Here is a 17,358-nt window from a genome sequence, read left to right as displayed (position 1 = left end):
ATGAAGCTGAAAACCGCTCTGCCGTCCGTGCTTCTCTTGCTTCCACTCACAGCCTTCGCCGCGCCGGCCAGTCAATCCGGCGAGATCCGCTTCACCGGGCAAATCGTTGATTCGGGCTGTCAGGTCGGACCGGTCGGGGCGTTTGCGTCTCGTGAGTCTCGCCAGATCGAAATCAAGCCCGGCGTGAGCGTCGATGTCGACACTGATCGCAACGCCTGCAGTCATCAGGCGCTGCCGATTTCCATGCGCTACGAAGCGCTGAAGACCACAACCGACAAAGGCATCGTCATCATCAGTTACCTGTAAACCGTTCGGCGTGCGCTGCAAAATCTTCAGGTGCCGAGTCAAGGCGCACAGGTATACTGCGCGCCTTCGCGGCTCACTGATCGGGCCCGACTTTTTGCTTTCCGGAGCTTTTATGACTTCCCCGACCCTGCCGCCGGTTGACGACGCCGTGAGCGATGTCCCGGCTGAACTGGCCGACACCAGCGATACCAAAGCCGATATCCCGGCCTTCAAATTTCCGTTCAAGCCGGGCGAGCTGGCCTCTGCCAAAGGCTCGAACCAGCCGTGGTACAAGAACGGCGCCAAGAATGGCCACACCAAGACCCCGGGCATGGCGCCGCCGGGTACCCGTCGTTCGATGGGCAAGCGCTGAGTTTTAATCCCGCCTGCGCTCAACGCGGCGATTGATACTGCCTGTGCCGGACCTTTCGCTGGCTTGCCAGCGATGAGGCCCGGGCGGACGCTAAAGAAACTGGATCAAGCCGCCCGCAGCGAAATGAACGCATACGTCTGCGCCGGTTCAGTCACCACCTGCGCCCCGGCCGCCACCACTTGCCCGGCCACATCATCCCCGGACACATGAAACACCCACTCACTCGGAGTCGTCGTCAGCGGTTGTGTGGTCACCTGATCAATCACCGAAGCAAAAGCGCTCATATTCGGCAAGTACGCAGTAAACCCGTCACCCTTCAGCGCCGTGGTACGAATGCCGAGCATCGCGCAAATCGCGTCCTTGATGCCGATGTCATCCCGATCGGCCTGGCGCGAGCGTTGAATCAACTCCACCAGTTCCCGATCTACCAACTCACCACCGGCAATCAGCACCGGCCCCTGTTGCCAGGACTCCGGCGGGCAGTCCTTGGCGGCAGGGTTGAGCGGGATATGCGGATTGATTTCCGCCGGATAAATGCGACACACCAATGGCCGGCGCTCGTAGATCCGGCACAGCTTGTCTTCGTCAAGATTCCGACAGGGGCCGACGTTGTACGCGGCGAAGGTGATCGCCACATGGGCGTCTGTCGCGCCGCTGCGAACGACCGCTGAACGCCGTTCGGCATGTTCACGCTGCTGCGTCGGCAAACCCAGGCCATTACCAAGAAAGGCCTCGACCAGCACGATCACCTGACCGCCATCCGCCGCCCACATGCGGGCTTCGGCCAGGGTCAGCGGGACATGGTGGTCGGTGCAGCATTTGCCGCAGCCTACGCAGGAAAACGTCGTATTCATTGAGCGATCTGTCTTCAATCAGGGTGTGAAACGGTGGCGGAAAACCACCGCACAGGCGCGGATCGAAGCAAATTATGCGCCACTCAGTGGGATTTGGCGGTCGGGCGGATCGAGTCCCACTCGCTGACGAAGGCGATTTTCGATTTTTTGTTGTACAGGCAAAGCTCGGTGCCTTGCTGGCCTTTCATGTGTTTTTGCGGGTATTGGCCTTGCAGCAACACGGCGGTGTAGCCGACACGGTCGTCGAATTGCGCGGCCGTGCCGACCGGTTTGGCGTTTTTCAGGCCGCTGGCCTTTGTACAACTGGCGAGCACGGTTTTGTCGTAAGCGGCCCAGGCATCGGGGCTGGAGGCGTGGGCCTGGGAGGCGAGGGCGGTGAGGCAGAGCAGGCTTGCGGTGATGGCTTTCATGGTGGGGCGTCCTTGGTCGTGGGTGGCCAAGGTTTGAGTCTGCCTGAGTGTTAGAAGTTGCCTGTGCCGGCCCTTTCGCGAGCAGGCTCGCTCCCACAGTTTGAAATGCATTCCAGGGTGGGAGCGAGCCTGCTCGCGAAGACGGTCTATCAGTCCGGCACCAGCTCGCGGCGGACCACATACATCCCGGCACTTTCATACAACCGCTGCGCCCGCCGGTTGTCTTCCAGCACCTTCAGATCAACAAACCCTTCACGGCGCTGCTGAAACACCTTGAATGCATTGAGCAACAACGCCCGGCCCAATCCGCGGCCCTGCATGCGCGGATGCACCACCAGATTCTTGATATAGGCGCTGGTCCAGCATTGCACCACGCCGACCACGCCTTCGCCATCGTGGGCAATAAAGCACAGCGACGGATCGTATTCGGGATCGGTCTCGAATTGCTGCTGCCAAGTGTTCAGAGCCGGCACTCGGCCGCCACCTTCGCGATAACCGAGTTGCATCAAGTCATGCACATCCGCCGCCAGTTCGACGGAGTACGTGCACAGTTCAATGTCTTGTGGCCAAGGTGCATCCGGCGCGTCTTTGCCAAGATCGCGCCGCATCAAAAAACAGTACGTCTCAGCCAAGACTCAGTGCCCTTGGGCGGCGACGTGTTTGGCCGCTTCGATCAGGCAGTGGGTCAGTTCCGGCGAGGAGAACTTGGTCAGCACACCGTTCGCCCCGGCCAGGCGCGCTTTTTCGCTGTTCATCGCGCTGTCGAGCGAGGTGTGCAGCAGCACGTACAGATGGGCGAAGTCCGGGGTTTCGCGCAGGGTGCGGGTGAAGGCGTAACCGTCCATCTCGGACATCTCGATGTCGGAGACAATCAGGTTGATCTGCTGAGCCGTGCCTTGCAGGTCGAGCAGGCAGTCGATGGCTTCCTTGGCACTGCGGGCGGTGTGGCATTGCAGGCCGAGGTTGCGCAGAGTGTGCACCGATTGCTGCAGCGCCACCTGGCTGTCGTCGACCACCAGAATCCGCGCGTTGCCGAGCACATCAGCGTCTTCCATGCTCAGATCGGTCGGGGCCATTTCGATCTGCGCCGGGGCGATGCTGTGGATAACCTTTTCGATATCCAGCACCTGCACCAGCGTGCCGTCCACCGACGTCACGCCGGTGATGTAGGCGCGCGAACCGCCGGAACCGAACGGCGGCGGTTTGATGTCGGTGGTCAGGCAATGGACGATTTTGCTCACCGCCTGCACGTGCAGACCCTGCTTGGAGCGGCTGACGTCGGTGACGATCAGGCAGCCGCCGTTCGGATCTTCCAGCGGGCGCTCGCCGATGGCTCGGCTGAGGTCGATGACCGACAGCGAGGCGCCGCGCAACGTGGCGATACCTTTCACGTGCGGGTGCGACTCCGGCAGTTTGGTCAGCGGCGGGCAGGGGATGATTTCACTGACTTTCAGCAGGTTGATCGCCATCAACTTGCCGCTGCGCAAGGTAAACAGCAGAAGCGAAAGTGAGTCTGCGCGGGCTTTGGTGGAGGACATATGAACCTTCTGTGGAAAGGTGGTGGGCGAGGGTGGGAATCGCCAGAAACTATTGATGCCGGGTTATCGGCGTTAAAGGGGTGGGCTTTAGGTTAGTTGTCGGTGGTCGGTTTGAGTTTATCGCTGTTCTCTCGAACACTGCCCCTCACCCCAGCCCTCTCCCAGAGGTAGAGGGGGCCGACCGAGGTGTCTGGCGTTGTACATCGACCTGAATGACCGAGTCGATTATGGATTCGGTAAAGATCTTTCACGTCGGCGGAACTCTTCAATATCCCCCAATCAGTCCCCTCTCCCTCCGGGAGAGGGCTAGGGTGAGGGTGTGCTTTTAGCTCTTCATGCCTAGTCGTTTGGCCATGCGGCCGAGGTTGGCTCGGTCCAGCCCCAACTCCCGCGCCGCACTCGCCCAGTTATCCTGATTACGCTCCAGCGCCGCACTGATCAAACGCCGCTGATACTGCTCGGTCGCACTGCGCAAATCTCCAGTGATCAACGGCATCTCAGCCACGACACCGACACCAGCCTCAACCGAGTTATCCACAACCTCGCGCGGCAGATCCAGATCCGCCGCGCTCAAACTGAGAATCTTCGGCCGCACCTTGCAATTGCCCAGCGCCTTCAACGCACTGCGCCCGATCAAGTGCTCCAGCTCGCGCACGTTGCCCGGCCAAGTGTAGGCGAGCAGTGCTTCCTGGGCGTCGCTGTTCAGGCGCAGGCTGTTGAGGCCCATGCGCGAGCGATTCTGTTCGAGGAAGAAACCACTGAGCAGCAACACATCGCGGCCACGATCACGCAGCGCCGGCACGCGCAGGGGGTACACACTGAGGCGATGATAGAAGTCGGCACGATAACGGCCGCTGCGCACTTCTTCCGCCAGGTCGCGGTTGGTCGCGGCAATCAGGCGCACATCGACCTGATGCTCCTTGTCCGAGCCCAACCGTTGCAACTGGCCGCTCTGCAAGACGCGCAGCAATTTCGCCTGCACGGTCAGCGACAACTCACCGACTTCGTCGAGAAACAGCGTGCCGCCATTGGCCAGTTCGAACTTGCCACGCCGGTCGCTGGTGGCGCCGGTGAAGGCGCCGCGCACGTGGCCGAACAGTTCGCTTTCTACCAGCGTATCCGGCAGCGCGGCGCAGTTGAGGCTGATGATCGGTTTGTCGGCGCGGGGAGAGGCGGCATGGATCGCTTGGGCGACCAGTTCTTTGCCGACGCCGGTTTCGCCGGTGATCAACACGGTCAGATCGCTGCCGCCGACCAGATTGATCTCTTCCACTAACTTCTTCAGCGCTTTGCTCTGACCGATCATCTCGCGGTTCTGCTGGCCGCTGGCCTGGCGATAAACCTCGGCGCGCTGGTGTTCGTCCTCCGCGCGATTGGCCAAGCGCTGGATGCGTTCGGCGGCGTTGACCGTGGCCGAGGCGAGGCTGGCGAAGGCTTGCAGGGCGTCCAGTTCGATCGGTTCGAAACGCTCGGGGTCGAGGGCGTCAAGGGTGATCAGGCCCCAGAGTTTTTCATCGACAAACAAAGGACAGCCGAGGCAATCGTGAACCTCCAGATGCTCGTCGAGGCCGTCGACCAAACCGTCATAAGGATCGGGCAAGTCGCTATTGGCGGCGAATCGCGTGGGTCCGGCACCGCTGAGGAGTATTTCAAAACGCGGATGTTCGCTGACCTTGAAGCGCCGGCCGAGGGTGTCGGTGCTCAAACCGTCCACCGCCAGCGGCACCAGCGCTTCGCCGTCGAGGCGCAACAACGCTGCAGCGTCGCAGGGCAGCAAGGCGCGCATGGCTTCAAGTAAACGTCGATAACGCTCGCCCTCGGGCAGTTCGCGGGACAGGTCGGAAACTAATGGCAGCAGGGCGGTGAGCAGGGATTTGGCGGTCATGGTCTTGTAGTCAAAGAGACAAGATGTAGTCGGGATGACTATAAAGGTCTTTGAGTCTTTATGACTACGTTATTCTCAAGCCATTGATTTATATGGACAAATAAGTTGGCACGAAACCTGATAACCCCAAGGTAACTTTTCAAGAAAGCTCAGGAGTCATTCTTATGCTTAGCGTCCAGGATCGTGCCATCGTCAAATCCACTGTACCTCTGCTGGAAAGTGGCGGTGAAGCGCTGATCACTCACTTCTACCGCATGATGCTCTCTGAATACCCGGAAGTCCGTCCACTGTTTAACCAGGCCCACCAGGCCAGCGGTGACCAGCCGCGTGCTTTGGCCAACGGCGTGTTGATGTATGCGCGACACATCGATCAGCTCGACCAGTTGGGCGATCTGGTGGCGAAGATCATCAACAAGCACGTGGCCCTGCAGATCCTCCCGGAGCATTACCCGATCGTTGGCGCCTGCCTGCTGCGCGCCATCTCGGAAGTGCTCGGCGAAGAGATCGCCACACCAGAAGTGATGAGCGCCTGGGGCGCGGCGTACGGCCAATTGGCTGACATTCTGATCGGCGCCGAAACCGCGATCTACGACCAGAAAGAACAAGCCGTTGGCGGCTGGCGCGGGGCGCGTGAGTTCATCGTTGCGGCCAAAGTCGAGGAGAGCGCGGAGATCATTTCGTTCTACTTCGAACCGGCAGACAAAGGCCCGATTCTCGCCGCCGAACCGGGTCAGTACATCGGCATGAAGCTGATCCTTGATGGCGAAGAAATCCGCCGCAACTACTCGCTGTCGGCCCTGGCGAATAACGGTCAGTACCGCATCAGCGTCAAACGCGAACCGGGTGGTCGTGCGTCCAATCACTTGCACGATCAACTGCAGGTTGGCGCGAGCATTCAGCTGTTTCCGCCATCGGGGGAGTTCACCTTGACTGCAAGCGACAAGCCATTGGTGCTGATCAGTGGTGGGGTGGGTATCACGCCGACTCTGGCGATGCTTGAAGCGGCGCTGGAAACCGAGCGGCCGGTGCACTTTATTCACTGCGCGCGCAACGGCAGCGTGCATGCGTTTCGTGACTGGATTGATGATTTGGCTGAGCGTCATCCGCAACTCAAGCGTTTTTACTGCTACGCCGAAGATGACGGTGTGAGTCCGGCGGCGGACAAGGTCGGGATGTTGAGTCAGGAGTTGCTGGGCGAGTGGTTGCCGGCTCAGCGTGATGTCGACGCCTACTTCCTTGGACCGAAGGGCTTCATGGGCGCGATCAAGCGGCATCTGAAAGCGTTGGGTGTGCCGGAGAAACAAAGCCGTTATGAGTTCTTTGGGCCGGCTGCTGCTTTGGAGTGATCTGAAACCGGGTTGCCTTCATTCGCGAGCAGGCTCGCTCCCACAGGGGATTTGTGTTCGACGCAGATCCAATGTGGGAGCGAGCCTGCTCGCGAAGGCCGTTACGCGGTCTCGATTCTTAAATTCTGTTTAAAGGTTAATCGTTTCTTAACCGCTTTATCGTTTATTCCCCCGGTGTAAACTTGCGACAACCTTCAGCCGCAAGCCAGCTGAACCATGGACATATAAGGGAAACGCGATGAGCGAGGAAACGATTCGGTTGGGCCGTGAGCGGCGCTTTCTGGTGTTGCTGGGCATTATCTGCCTGGCACTGATCGGCGGTGCGCTGTACATGCAGATCGTGCTCGGCGAAGCACCTTGCCCACTGTGCATTTTGCAGCGCTATGCGTTGCTGCTGATCGCGTTGTTTGCGTTCATCGGCGCAGCGATGCGCAGCCGTCGCAGCATCACCGTGTTCGAAGTGCTGGTGGTGATTTGTGCGATTGCCGGGGCGGCTGTGGCCGGGCATCACGTTTACACCCAGTTCTATCCGGCGGTCAGCTGCGGCATCGATGTGCTGCAGCCGATTGTCGATGATCTGCCATTGGCGAAGATCTTCCCGCTGGGCTTCCAGGTCGACGGTTTCTGCTCGACGCCGTACCCGCCGATCCTCGGTCTGTCGCTGGCACAGTGGGCGCTGGTGGCGTTCGTGCTGGTGGTGATCCTGGTGCCGCTGCTGACCTCGCGTAATCGAAAAGCACTGCGCTGAGTCAACTATTCGGCTGTCTGGCCGATACAGAAAACGCCTCGATTTGCGTATCAGCATATCGGGGCGTTTTGCATTTCAGAGTGTTGGTGAAAACACCGTGACGGACGGCAAGGGAGGGTGTGGCGAGTGTGCGACATGTTGTCACACGCGCCGTGTCGCAGGGCTCTTGAGTGACGCGGAATCGGCCGTTGTTACAAAAAAGGATTGGTCTGTTTCGGGGTTTTTCGGCTTTAGCACGTGAGTGCCATAGCAGGCAGTTTTAACAAGCGCTGGCATATGGCCAAAAGCCTTGGGTTATCGGGCTTTGCGCTGTTCGAACCTTCGGAAAAAGCCTTCAGAGCTGTCTGAACTGACGCGGGTACACCTACAATTTTTGGTGTTTTTGTTGAGAAATGTTTTCGATAACATGCGGAACTTTTGCAAAAATGGCGATGGATTGTTGCTCGAATCGATAAAAATTATTTCGGGATAAGACATGGTGTATAGGGCGCTACCTATCTACAATCGCCCGCACTGAATTCCCGGCACTGTTCAGCCTTTATTAAGGAACGCTTTTTATTAAGGCGCTGCGCAGAAAGTCGGGTGTCGAGTGAGTCGCAAGGCTTCCAAGACACCCAGGTGTCGGTGCCTTCCAACTTTCCGCACCAAATGGAATTGGTCTGTAACAAGGCCTTTGACCACGAATTCGAATAAGAACTGACCGCTGTCCCAGGTTTTGTCGAGCGTCTGACGCGCGACGGGCGGCCCTTATTCAATCCAAAGAAAATGCCAACCCTTGGCAGGGTGAAGTGTTGGCGATCAAAACCCAACTGCATTGCGCAAGCTGCTTTAGAGGTCGTGAGATGAGTAAAAACAGGTACCCCAGATTACTAGGCCTAGTGCCGCTGCTCGGCACGTTGTTGCTGGGAGGCTGCAACATGACCTTGCTCAATCCAACGGGCCAGGTTGGCCTGGAACAGCGAAACCTGATCATCACCGCGACCCTGCTGATGCTGTTGGTCGTCGTGCCGGTTATCGTCATGACCTTCCTGTTCGCCTGGAAGTACCGCGCGTCGAACAAGAACGCCGTCTACACCCCGAAATGGTCGCACTCGACCAAAATCGAAGTGGCAGTCTGGACCATCCCGGTCCTGATCATCATTGCCCTGGGTTACATCACCTACATTTCGACCCACGAACTGGACCCGTATCGTCCGATTCAATCCGACGTCAAGCCAGTGACCATCGAAGTGGTCGCGCTGGACTGGAAGTGGCTGTTCATCTACCCGGAACAAGGCATTGCCACGGTCAACAAGATCGTGTTCCCGGCGCACACGCCAATCAACTTCAAGATCACCTCTGACGCTGTGATGAACTCGTTCTTCATCCCGGGTCTGGGCGGCCAGATCTACGCGATGGCGGGCATGCAGACCAAGCTGCACCTGATCGCTGACCGTAACGCTGAAATGGACGGTATCTCCGCCAACTACAGCGGCGCGGGTTTCACCGGTATGAAATTCAAGGCTATCTCCACCACTCAGGAAGATTTCGACGCCTGGGTAAGTGAAGTCAAGAAGTCACCTAAACAGCTTGATCAAGCTGAATACGCGGCCCTTGCCAAACCGAGCCAGAACAACCCAGTCGAGCTCTACTCCTCGGTCACGCCGAACCAGTTCCAGATCATCGTCGACAAGTACGAAGGTATGAAGCCGGGCAAGCCGCTGAAGCACGAGAAGAAAGAGAAAGAAGTGGCGGCCACGGAAATTGACTCGAGTTCGCATTCAGCTGCCGGGGCAGAGGAGTAAACGATGTTTGGTAAATTAAGTTGGGAAGCAGTCCCATTCCACGAGCCGATCGTGATGGTGACCATCGCCATGATCGCCCTCGGTGGTCTGGCGCTGTTCGCTGCAATCACCTACTTCAAGAAGTGGACCTACTTGTGGACCGAGTGGTTGACCTCGGTCGACCACAAGAAAATCGGCGTGATGTACATCATCGTCGCCATGGTCATGCTGCTGCGCGGTTTTGCCGACGCCATCATGATGCGTACCCAGTTGGCCATGGCCACCGAGGGTTCGCCTGGCTACCTGCCACCTGAACACTATGACCAGATCTTCACCGCTCACGGTGTGATCATGATCATCTTCATGGCGATGCCATTCTTCACCGGCCTGATGAACCTTGCAGTGCCGCTGCAGATCGGCGCGCGTGACGTTGCGTTCCCGTTCCTGAACTCCCTGAGCTTCTGGCTGCTGGTATCCGGCGTAGTGCTGATCAACCTGTCCCTGGGCGTCGGCGAATTCGCCAAGACCGGTTGGGTTGCCTATCCACCATTGTCGGGTCTGCAATACAGCCCTGGCGTGGGTATGGACTACTACATCTGGGCGCTACAGCTATCCGGGTTAGGTACGACGTTAACGGGGGTCAACTTCCTCGCGACCGTACTGAAAATGCGTACCCCTGGCATGAAACTGATGGACATGCCGATCTTCACCTGGACCTGCACCTGGGCAAACGTTCTGATCGTGGCTTCGTTCCCGATCCTGACCGCTACCCTGGCACTGCTGACCCTTGACCGTTACATGGATTTCCACATTTTCACCAATGAACTTGGTGGCAATCCAATGATGTACGTCAACCTGTTCTGGGCGTGGGGCCACCCTGAGGTTTACATCCTGATCCTGCCGGCATTCGGCATCTTCTCGGAAGTGATCTCGGCGTTCACCGGCAAGAAACTGTTCGGCCACCACTCGATGATCTACGCCTCGGGCGCGATCTCGGTACTGGGCTTCATGGTTTGGCTGCACCACTTCTTCACCATGGGTTCGGGTGCCAGCGTCAACGCCTTCTTCGGTCTGGCGACGATGCTGATTTCCATCCCGACGGGTGTGAAACTATTCAACTGGCTGTTCACCATTTACCAGGGCCGTCTGCGCTTCACCAGCCAGGTTCTGTGGACTCTGGGCTTCATGGTGACTTTCGCCATCGGCGGCATGACCGGCGTACTGCTGGCCATCCCGGGTGCTGACTTCGTTCTGCACAACAGCCTGTTCGTGATCGCGCACTTCCACAACGTGATCATCGGCGGTGCGGTATTCGGTTACATCGCTGGTTTCGCGTTCTACTTCCCGAAAGCGTTCGGCTTCAAGCTGCACGAAGGCTGGGGTAAAGCAGCGTTCTGGTTCTGGATCTCGGGCTTCTTCGTCGCGTTCATGCCGCTCTATGCACTGGGCTTCATGGGCATGACCCGTCGTCTGAACGCCACCACCAACCCTGAGTGGGTACCGTACCTGTACGTTGCCATGTTCGGTGCGGTGATGATCGCTGTGGGTATTGCCTGCCAGCTGATCCAGCTCTATGTGAGCGTGCGTGACCGTAACAAGCCAGAGAACGTTTGCGATCACGGTGACCCGTGGAATGCACACACTCTGGAATGGTCGACCTCGTCGCCACCGCCGTTCTACAACTTTGCCGTGCTGCCTAAGGCTGACTGCATCGACCCGTTCACCGAAGCCAAGGAAAACGGTACTGCGTACCAGCGTCCGGCCAAGTACGAGCCGATCCACATGCCGAACAACACCGCCACTGGCGTGGTGATGGGCGCACTGTTGACCGTCTTCGGTTTCGCGATGATCTGGCACATCTGGTGGTTGGCGATCGCCAGCCTGGCCGGCACCATCATCTACTTCGTGATCCACGCTGCGCGTGACGACCAGGGCTATATGGTTCCGGTTGAAACGATCGAGCGTATCGAAGCCGAGCAGCACAAGCGTCTGGTTGCGGCGGGGAAAATCCCGGCCGGTGCCACCCGTGTTGAAACCTCGTTGGAACAGGCTTAAACCATGTCGAACTTAGTGACCAATGTTGGACACGCCCATGGTGACCATGGGCACGATGACCATCACCACGACTCGGGCGAGATGACCGTATACGGTTTCTGGCTCTACCTGATGACCGACTGCATTCTGTTTGCGTCGATCTTCGCGGTGTACGCAGTACTGGTAAACAACGTAGCCGGTGGCCCAGCGGGCCACGACATCTTCGAACTGCCATACGTGCTGGGCGAAACCGCTCTGCTGTTGTTCAGTTCGATCACCTACGGCTTCGCCATGCTGGCGTTGTTCAAAGGCAAGAAGCAGCAGGTTCTGGGTTGGTTGTTCATGACCTTCCTGCTCGGCGCAGGCTTTATCGCCATGGAGATCAACGAGTTCCACCTGCTGATCTCCGAGGGCTTCGGTCCTAGCCGTTCGGGCTTCCTGTCCGCGTTCTTCACCCTGGTCGGTACCCACGGTCTGCACGTATCTGCGGGTCTGATCTGGATGGGCATCATGATGTACCAGGTCAACAAGCACGGCCTGACGGCGACCAACAAGACCCGTCTGAGCTGCCTGAGCCTGTTCTGGCACTTCCTGGACGTGGTGTGGATCTGCGTATTCACCGTTGTTTACCTGATGGGGACTCTGTAATGGCTAATGCACACTCCCATGACAGCCATGATGCTGGCCACGGCAGCGTAAAGTCGTACGCCATTGGCTTCATCCTGTCGGTGATCCTGACCGTCATCCCATTCGGTCTGGTGATGTACCCGAGCCTGCCGAAGGCCACCACGCTGGCAATCGTTCTGCTGTTCGCAGTGATCCAGGTGATCGTTCACCTGTATTACTTCCTGCACCTGGACCGTTCCATTGCTCAGCGTAACAACGTGATTGCATTCGTCTTTACGGCGATCGTGATCGTGCTGCTGGTTGGCCTGTCGTTGTGGATCATGTTCAGCATCCACACCTACATGATGGCGAAGTGAGGTAAGACCCGATGTCGCTCAAGCACTTTATCCAAATCACCAAACCGGGGATCATTTTCGGTAACGTGCTTTCTGTGGCAGGCGGGTTCTTCCTGGCCTCGAAAGGGCATGTGGATCTGGCGGTGTTTCTGGCTGCCATGATCGGTACATCCCTGGTTGTTGCCTCCGGTTGCGTGTTCAACAACTGCATCGACCGCGACATCGACCTGAAGATGGAACGCACTAAAAACCGGGTGCTGGTGCAGGGCTTGATCTCCCTGAAACTGGCCCTGGTCTACGCGACCATCCTTGGTGTTCTCGGCGTTGCGTTGTTGTACAAGGTGGCCAACCCGTTGGCCGCTTTGTTCGCGGTGATCGGCTTCATCATCTACGTCGGCTTCTACAGCCTGTACCTCAAGCGCAAGTCGGTTCACGGCACGCTGGTGGGCAGTCTGTCGGGCGCCATGCCGCCAGTGATCGGTTACGTTGCCGTAACCAACAGCTTCGACATGGCCGCGCTGACGTTGCTGGTGATGTTCAGCCTGTGGCAGATGCCGCATTCCTACGCCATCGCGATCTTCCGCTTCAACGATTACCTGGCCGCATCGATTCCGGTGCTGCCAGTGAAGCGCGGGATTCAAGTGGCCAAGAAGCACATCCTGCTCTACATCCTGGCGTTCCTCGTAGCGACCTTGATGCTGACCTTCAGCGGTTACGCCGGCATGAGCTACCTCGCCGTCGCCGCAGCCATGGGCATGTACTGGTTGTACATGGCCTGGACCGGCTACAAAGCGGTGGATGATTCGGTCTGGGCACGCAAGCTGTTCGTGTTCTCGATCTTCACCATCACTGCGTTGAGCGTCATGATGTCCCTGGACTTCAAGGTGCCCGCAGAGCTGCTGCTGACGTACGCGCCGTAAGGCTCAAAGGCTTGAAGAAAAACCCCGTACATTGAGAGATGTGCGGGGTTTTTTGTTGGGTGGATTATGCTGATTTGATGTGCTGCCATTCGCGAGCAGGCTCGCTCCCACATTGGATCTGCGTCGATCACATATCCCCTGTGGGAGCGAGCCTGCTCGCGAATCCCAACGTCACTGAATTTGCTGGGTTGCTGGTTGCAGACTTCCACTAAACCCCCTAGATTTGGATCCAACCATGACAGTGGTAGCGCCTTGCCATTGGCCGCTGCCTGGCTGTCTTAACCTGCGGTTCTTCATGCACTGATCATAAGGCTGGGCGAAATGACTGAGAGGATGACCTGCGACGAGCGTTTTATTGCCCTGGCCCAAGAGCTGAACTACGACATTTATGGTGAGAACACCGCCGGCGGCAATTACGCGCCGCTGATCCGTCATCATGATGAGCTGTACATCAGCGGTATGGTGCCGCGCACTAACGGCAAGATTCAGTACCCGGGTCGCGTCGGACTGGAGCTGACCCTCAAGGATGCGCAAGCCGCCGCGAGCATCAGTGCGATGCGTTGTCTGGCGCTGATTGTTGATGCGGTGGGTTCGCTGGACAAGATCAAGGCGTTGTTGCGGGTGACGGTGTATGTGAAGTCGACGCCGGACTTCGTTGACCTGAGCGAAGTGGCCAACGGTGCCTCGGACGTGTTCAGTCATGTGCTCGGCGATGCCGGCCGGCACACGCGCACCACGGTGGGGGTGTACCAGTTGCCGAAGAATGCGGCGATTGAGGTGGACATGATTGTAGCGTTGCATCCTTCGGCTTGAGGGTGGTTTAGCGGCTTGCCCTCACCCTAACCCTCTCCCTGAGGGAGAGGGGACCGACCGAGGTGTCTTGCGCTATACATCGACCTGAGAGGTCGAGGCGATTGTGGATTCGGTACCGCACTTTCATTTCGGCGAACTTCCACAATATCCGCAAATCGGCTCCCTCTCCCTCAGGAGAGGGGACTGACCGAGGTGTCTTGCGCTATACATCGACCTGAGAGATTGAGGCGATTGTGGATTCGGCGCAGCACTTTCATTTCGGTGCATCTCTTGAATATCTCCCGATCGGCTCCCTCTCCCTCGGGAGAGGGCTGGGGTGAGGGGCTGGGATTTACGCCATTCCGCTAATCCCAAGCCGAAAACCAAAAAGCCCCGCACTGAATCTCAGCGCGGGGCTTTTTCGTACAGTGGCTGCGCTATTACTGCGCGGCGATGCTGTAACCATCAAACGCAGTCTGCTGTTGCAGTGCGGTGATGATGTTCTTGCGGTTCACTGCCTGTTCGGTACCCGCGTTGTCGACGAAGACTTCGCTTTCCAGCTCAGCTTCTTCGCCTTCACCAACGAAGGTGAAACCGAGGAATTCCAGCGCTGCACGGTCAACGTTCAGGCGCGAGCGTGGCGTGCGCAGAGGCAGGGTCACGCTGATGCCGTCCTTGCTGATGGTGAAGATTTCGACTTCTTTCTTCTTCGCAGCCTTGCTCTTGCCGCCGCTCGGATTGCTGATCGCCTGATGGGTCTGGTTCAGCACTTTCAGCGCGAGGCCGTAAACGATTTCCTGGAACGCCGGATCGTCCTTGAAGCTGGACAGGATGCGGCCGATCGAGAACTTGCTGCTGAGGTCTTCAAGGGCGGCGAGGTCCGCCGCTTCAGCGTCTTTCAGCGCCTTGAGTTCGCCCATCAGCTCGTAGGCCTTGTCGTCATCGAAGCTGTCGTGAGCCTGACGGATCGCTGCGCGCAACTCGCGGATCTGGTCGCTTTCGCGGGTCGACTGGAACGCGTCCAGGACCATCTCGCTGATGATTTTGGCTTGTGGCAGGTGTTGTGAAAGATTGATGGAGTTTTCGTATTCCGCTTTGGACGATTCGGTGACTACGGATTCAGCGGTGTTGAAATCGGACATTGAAATTTCACTACTTTTTAACTTGAGTGGAGATGAGAAAACCGAGGGCTTTTTCAGGCCGACTAATTTAGGGGAGCGGGGCGGCGTTGTCACGGAGCAACGGGCCGGCGGTCTCAACTATTTGCCCTGGCTGTGCAAATTCATTGAACGCATCATCCATTGTTCGGCGCTTTGTTGATCTGTTGATAGCGATAAGCGGAACGTCGCGCCACGCCCGCTCATGCCCAGTAACTGTATATCGCGCCCGTGTAATTGCAGGATACGGTGCACGATACGCAGCCCCTCAGGAAAAACCGGTGTTGGTGAAAAGCGGTTCCTGAATCATTGGGCGCCCAATGGCGGGCGTTGAGCCTGAAGGGTGCGCAGCAAACGGTAATATTTCAGTGAGCGAGCGCTAATCAGACCACTGATAAGGCCTGATGCTGCGGCTTTGAACAGCAACATATCCGGGGCGGCAGCGCGCTCTGGGTGCGCGTCATCCTGATAACCGAAGTAGTAGTTCACTGCAAAAAAAAGCAGGAGCAGAATCAGCGCTTTCCAAGTGCCCGGCACGATCAACCCGGTTTCCGGATCATCAAGATTTATCCCCTTGTTGGGGAAAATCAGCGATGCCGATAGAGCGCCCAGTAACAAAGCAATGAGCCAGCCGCTGAGGCTCAAGCCTGGATCAACCGTCAGGTTCAACGACAACAGCGACCAGCCCAACAACACCAGCGGGGTCGACAGCAGGGAAAACCGGCTTTCATGTTGGGGTTTTCGGGCCTTGAGGCCGAAATACACCAGAACCAGAAAAACCACATAAACCCACAAGGGAGTATTTTGAAGAGTGACGAGCATCGCGCAGCGTCCATGCTGGAAAGAGAAGCTGATCATAGCGGTTGCCAGAGCGCCCGCCCGTTATTTCAATCGCGGTCGCTCCATGGCAATCACCGACGTCTCAAAACCCAGGCGGGCAAAAAAGGCTTCGGCGCCTTCTCGTCCTGCACGCAGTACCCAGGTGATATCGGGGTTATCGCCCATGACATGCTCAACCAGTCTGCGGCCAATGCCTGTGCGTCGATACTCGCCATCGACCACGACCATCGACAGGTAACCGTTGGACAAGCCATCGGTTATGCCCCGGGCAAAGCCAACGATCTGCGCGCCGAGCAGGGCAATCGCCGTGCGTTGCGAGTGTTCGATGAGTTGCGCGAAATGTTCGCTGGAACCGGTACGGTGCCCCCAGCCATGTTGGCCGAGGAACAGCCGTACCGACTCCACTTCGTCAGATAGCAGGTCGCGTACGGTCAGGTCGTTGTTCATCTTCGCTTCGACTCCTTGTCAGTAATTCTTCGAGACAATGTCCAGGTCGCTCGTTTTTAGGATCTGCCCCATGTCTGCATCGCGAATTCGACGAAGCGGCGCAGCTTCGGCAAACGATAGCGATCCGGAGCATAAAGCAAATGCAGGGGGCGGCTTGGAGGTTGATAGTCGGGAACGACGGTCACCAGTTTGCCGTCGCGCAGATCCTGTTCCACCAGCGCATCGGGCAGCATCACGATGCCCATGCCGGTGCGTGCGGCCTGGTGCAACCCCGCGGAAGTGTTCATCAGCATCGGCCCGCTGACGTCGACGAGAATTTCCCCGTCCGGGCCGCTGAGGCGCCAGCGTTTTTCCACCGATTGCCAATCGTCGCCGGCAGGGTAGGCGAACGACAGGCAGTCGTGTTGTTGCAAATCTTCAGGGGTTTGCGGCATGCCGCGTCGGGCCACGTATTGCGGGGAGGCGCAGACGGTCAGTGTGTAATCGATCAGAGGGCGGGCGATCAGATTCGACTCGTCGAAATGCCCCAGCCGAAACGCCACGTCCAGACCACTTTCCAGCAAGTCTGGACGGCTGTTAGTCAGCACCACGTCCATTTTGACCTGTGGGTACTGCAGGGAGAATTCGCTGAGCGCCGGCGCCAGGCGCTCTACACCAAAGGTCAATGGCGCGGTAATGCGCAGCAGGCCACGCGGCTCATCGAGTGCTTGTTCCGCCAAGCGTTCGGAGTCGGCCACCAGTCCCAAGACATCCAGACAACGCTGGTAGTAGACGCTGCCAAATTCAGTCAGCCGCTGTCGCCGTGTCGTGCGTTGTAGCAATTGCACTCCGAGCCGCTGTTCCAGCGCACGCAGGTGATTGCCGACCATGGTCGTCGACATATCGCACTGCAACGCGGCGGCCGTCATGCTCCCGGCTTCGACGACTTTGACGTACACGCTCATCGACTGGAACAGGTCCATTATCAAGCCCTGCTTTTAAATGAATGAAGTTTTGCCGAGTTT

Annotated in this window: 19 protein-coding genes and 1 pseudogene; 10 read left to right on the top strand and 10 right to left on the bottom strand. The window is 58.0% G+C overall.

The window, feature by feature from the left end; translation table 11 throughout:
• Positions 1-306 carry a hypothetical protein gene (locus tag AC5SEM_RS20405; RefSeq protein ID WP_077574467.1) on the top strand — a complete coding sequence of 102 codons (306 nt, stop codon included), beginning with the start codon at positions 1-3 and terminating at the stop codon, positions 304-306.
• Positions 307-418: 112 nt separating this feature from the next.
• Positions 419-658, top strand: coding sequence for a hypothetical protein (locus tag AC5SEM_RS20400; RefSeq protein ID WP_102901568.1), 240 nt, complete (start codon positions 419-421; stop codon positions 656-658).
• A gap of 104 nt (positions 659-762) precedes the next feature.
• On the opposite strand, the gene AC5SEM_RS20395 is transcribed toward AC5SEM_RS20400, so the two are convergent.
• From AC5SEM_RS20395 to norR, 5 genes are all read right to left on the bottom strand, one after another.
• Positions 763-1,512 carry a YkgJ family cysteine cluster protein gene (locus tag AC5SEM_RS20395; protein ID WP_495471151.1) on the bottom strand — a complete coding sequence of 250 codons (750 nt, stop codon included), beginning with the start codon at positions 1,510-1,512 and terminating at the stop codon, positions 763-765.
• A gap of 83 nt (positions 1,513-1,595) precedes the next feature.
• Entirely contained in the window at positions 1,596-1,922 is a 327-nt protein-coding gene (locus AC5SEM_RS20390) for a hypothetical protein (RefSeq protein ID WP_495471150.1), read from the bottom strand.
• 149 nt (positions 1,923-2,071) lie between these two features.
• A complete protein-coding gene (locus tag AC5SEM_RS20385; RefSeq protein ID WP_495471149.1) occupies positions 2,072-2,530 on the bottom strand; it encodes a GNAT family N-acetyltransferase in 459 nt (152 codons plus the stop codon).
• Between the two features lie 27 nt (positions 2,531-2,557).
• Positions 2,558-3,460, bottom strand: coding sequence for a chemotaxis protein CheV (locus AC5SEM_RS20380; protein WP_034156080.1), 903 nt, complete (start codon positions 3,458-3,460; stop codon positions 2,558-2,560).
• Between the two features lie 325 nt (positions 3,461-3,785).
• Entirely contained in the window at positions 3,786-5,345 is a 1,560-nt protein-coding gene (gene norR / locus AC5SEM_RS20375; protein WP_495471148.1) for a nitric oxide reductase transcriptional regulator NorR, read from the bottom strand.
• Positions 5,346-5,509: 164 nt separating this feature from the next.
• Here norR and hmpA point away from each other — a divergent pair, with 164 nt between their 5' ends.
• From hmpA to AC5SEM_RS20335, 8 genes are all read left to right on the top strand, one after another.
• Positions 5,510-6,691, top strand: a complete 1,182-nt coding sequence (hmpA, locus tag AC5SEM_RS20370) for an NO-inducible flavohemoprotein (protein ID WP_495471147.1) — start codon at positions 5,510-5,512, stop codon at positions 6,689-6,691.
• Between the two features lie 238 nt (positions 6,692-6,929).
• Positions 6,930-7,439, top strand: a complete 510-nt coding sequence (locus tag AC5SEM_RS20365; protein ID WP_077574461.1) for a disulfide bond formation protein B — start codon at positions 6,930-6,932, stop codon at positions 7,437-7,439.
• Positions 7,440-8,281: 842 nt separating this feature from the next.
• Complete coding sequence (gene cyoA / locus AC5SEM_RS20360; RefSeq protein ID WP_007916947.1) at positions 8,282-9,223, top strand: ubiquinol oxidase subunit II; 942 nt, start codon at positions 8,282-8,284, stop codon at positions 9,221-9,223.
• Between the two features lie 3 nt (positions 9,224-9,226).
• The gene (gene cyoB / locus AC5SEM_RS20355; RefSeq protein ID WP_077574460.1) at positions 9,227-11,257 is read left to right on the top strand and encodes a cytochrome o ubiquinol oxidase subunit I; all 2,031 of its coding nucleotides are present in this window, start codon (positions 9,227-9,229) and stop codon (positions 11,255-11,257) included.
• 3 nt (positions 11,258-11,260) lie between these two features.
• Positions 11,261-11,884, top strand: coding sequence for a cytochrome o ubiquinol oxidase subunit III (gene cyoC / locus AC5SEM_RS20350; protein WP_016985612.1), 624 nt, complete (start codon positions 11,261-11,263; stop codon positions 11,882-11,884).
• A complete protein-coding gene (gene cyoD / locus AC5SEM_RS20345; RefSeq protein WP_007916940.1) occupies positions 11,884-12,219 on the top strand; it encodes a cytochrome o ubiquinol oxidase subunit IV in 336 nt (111 codons plus the stop codon). Before cyoC ends, cyoD begins: the two co-directional genes overlap by 1 nt.
• 11 nt (positions 12,220-12,230) lie before the next feature.
• Positions 12,231-13,118 carry a heme o synthase gene (gene cyoE, locus AC5SEM_RS20340; protein ID WP_495471146.1) on the top strand — a complete coding sequence of 296 codons (888 nt, stop codon included), beginning with the start codon at positions 12,231-12,233 and terminating at the stop codon, positions 13,116-13,118.
• Positions 13,119-13,439: 321 nt separating this feature from the next.
• Entirely contained in the window at positions 13,440-13,931 is a 492-nt protein-coding gene (locus tag AC5SEM_RS20335) for a RidA family protein (RefSeq protein WP_007916938.1), read from the top strand.
• A gap of 419 nt (positions 13,932-14,350) precedes the next feature.
• On the opposite strand, the gene AC5SEM_RS20330 is transcribed toward AC5SEM_RS20335, so the two are convergent.
• From AC5SEM_RS20330 to AC5SEM_RS20310, 5 genes and pseudogenes are all read right to left on the bottom strand, one after another.
• Positions 14,351-15,052, bottom strand: coding sequence for a hypothetical protein (locus tag AC5SEM_RS20330; RefSeq protein ID WP_007949995.1), 702 nt, complete (start codon positions 15,050-15,052; stop codon positions 14,351-14,353).
• A 117-nt stretch (positions 15,053-15,169) separates the two neighbouring features.
• Positions 15,170-15,334 (bottom strand): annotated as a pseudogene (locus AC5SEM_RS20325) (two-component sensor histidine kinase); the annotation flags it as partial.
• Between the two features lie 39 nt (positions 15,335-15,373).
• The gene (locus AC5SEM_RS20320) at positions 15,374-15,889 is read right to left on the bottom strand and encodes a hypothetical protein (protein ID WP_331695892.1); all 516 of its coding nucleotides are present in this window, start codon (positions 15,887-15,889) and stop codon (positions 15,374-15,376) included.
• Between the two features lie 60 nt (positions 15,890-15,949).
• Positions 15,950-16,354 carry a GNAT family N-acetyltransferase gene (locus AC5SEM_RS20315; protein ID WP_123595717.1) on the bottom strand — a complete coding sequence of 135 codons (405 nt, stop codon included), beginning with the start codon at positions 16,352-16,354 and terminating at the stop codon, positions 15,950-15,952.
• Positions 16,355-16,410: 56 nt separating this feature from the next.
• Positions 16,411-17,316: a LysR family transcriptional regulator gene (locus AC5SEM_RS20310; RefSeq protein ID WP_212621089.1), complete on the bottom strand. Its 906-nt coding sequence runs from the start codon at positions 17,314-17,316 to the stop codon at positions 16,411-16,413.
• Positions 17,317-17,358: the final 42 nt, after the last annotated feature.

The sequence above is a fragment of the Pseudomonas sp. CH61 genome, from assembly GCF_059429415.1.
This window is presented reverse-complemented; position numbering and strand designations above follow the sequence as displayed.

Excerpts from the sequence above, each read along its gene's own strand:
- AC5SEM_RS20320 (WP_331695892.1), bottom strand. The coding sequence starts at position 15,889 with ATGCTCGTCACTCTTCAAAATACTCCCTTGTGGGTTTATGTGGTTTTT.
- AC5SEM_RS20385 (WP_495471149.1), bottom strand. The coding sequence starts at position 2,530 with ATGCGGCGCGATCTTGGCAAAGACGCGCCGGATGCACCTTGGCCACAA.
- AC5SEM_RS20405 (WP_077574467.1), top strand. The coding sequence starts at position 1 with ATGAAGCTGAAAACCGCTCTGCCGTCCGTGCTTCTCTTGCTTCCACTC.
- AC5SEM_RS20365 (WP_077574461.1), top strand. The coding sequence starts at position 6,930 with ATGAGCGAGGAAACGATTCGGTTGGGCCGTGAGCGGCGCTTTCTGGTG.
- AC5SEM_RS20335 (WP_007916938.1), top strand. The coding sequence starts at position 13,440 with ATGACTGAGAGGATGACCTGCGACGAGCGTTTTATTGCCCTGGCCCAA.
- cyoE (WP_495471146.1), top strand. The coding sequence starts at position 12,231 with ATGTCGCTCAAGCACTTTATCCAAATCACCAAACCGGGGATCATTTTC.
- cyoC (WP_016985612.1), top strand. The coding sequence starts at position 11,261 with ATGTCGAACTTAGTGACCAATGTTGGACACGCCCATGGTGACCATGGG.
- AC5SEM_RS20330 (WP_007949995.1), bottom strand. The coding sequence starts at position 15,052 with ATGTCCGATTTCAACACCGCTGAATCCGTAGTCACCGAATCGTCCAAA.
- AC5SEM_RS20315 (WP_123595717.1), bottom strand. The coding sequence starts at position 16,354 with ATGAACAACGACCTGACCGTACGCGACCTGCTATCTGACGAAGTGGAG.
- AC5SEM_RS20310 (WP_212621089.1), bottom strand. The coding sequence starts at position 17,316 with ATGGACCTGTTCCAGTCGATGAGCGTGTACGTCAAAGTCGTCGAAGCC.
- AC5SEM_RS20400 (WP_102901568.1), top strand. The coding sequence starts at position 419 with ATGACTTCCCCGACCCTGCCGCCGGTTGACGACGCCGTGAGCGATGTC.
- cyoB (WP_077574460.1), top strand. The coding sequence starts at position 9,227 with ATGTTTGGTAAATTAAGTTGGGAAGCAGTCCCATTCCACGAGCCGATC.
- hmpA (WP_495471147.1), top strand. The coding sequence starts at position 5,510 with ATGCTTAGCGTCCAGGATCGTGCCATCGTCAAATCCACTGTACCTCTG.
- AC5SEM_RS20395 (WP_495471151.1), bottom strand. The coding sequence starts at position 1,512 with ATGAATACGACGTTTTCCTGCGTAGGCTGCGGCAAATGCTGCACCGAC.
- norR (WP_495471148.1), bottom strand. The coding sequence starts at position 5,345 with ATGACCGCCAAATCCCTGCTCACCGCCCTGCTGCCATTAGTTTCCGAC.
- AC5SEM_RS20390 (WP_495471150.1), bottom strand. The coding sequence starts at position 1,922 with ATGAAAGCCATCACCGCAAGCCTGCTCTGCCTCACCGCCCTCGCCTCC.
- cyoD (WP_007916940.1), top strand. The coding sequence starts at position 11,884 with ATGGCTAATGCACACTCCCATGACAGCCATGATGCTGGCCACGGCAGC.
- AC5SEM_RS20380 (WP_034156080.1), bottom strand. The coding sequence starts at position 3,460 with ATGTCCTCCACCAAAGCCCGCGCAGACTCACTTTCGCTTCTGCTGTTT.
- cyoA (WP_007916947.1), top strand. The coding sequence starts at position 8,282 with ATGAGTAAAAACAGGTACCCCAGATTACTAGGCCTAGTGCCGCTGCTC.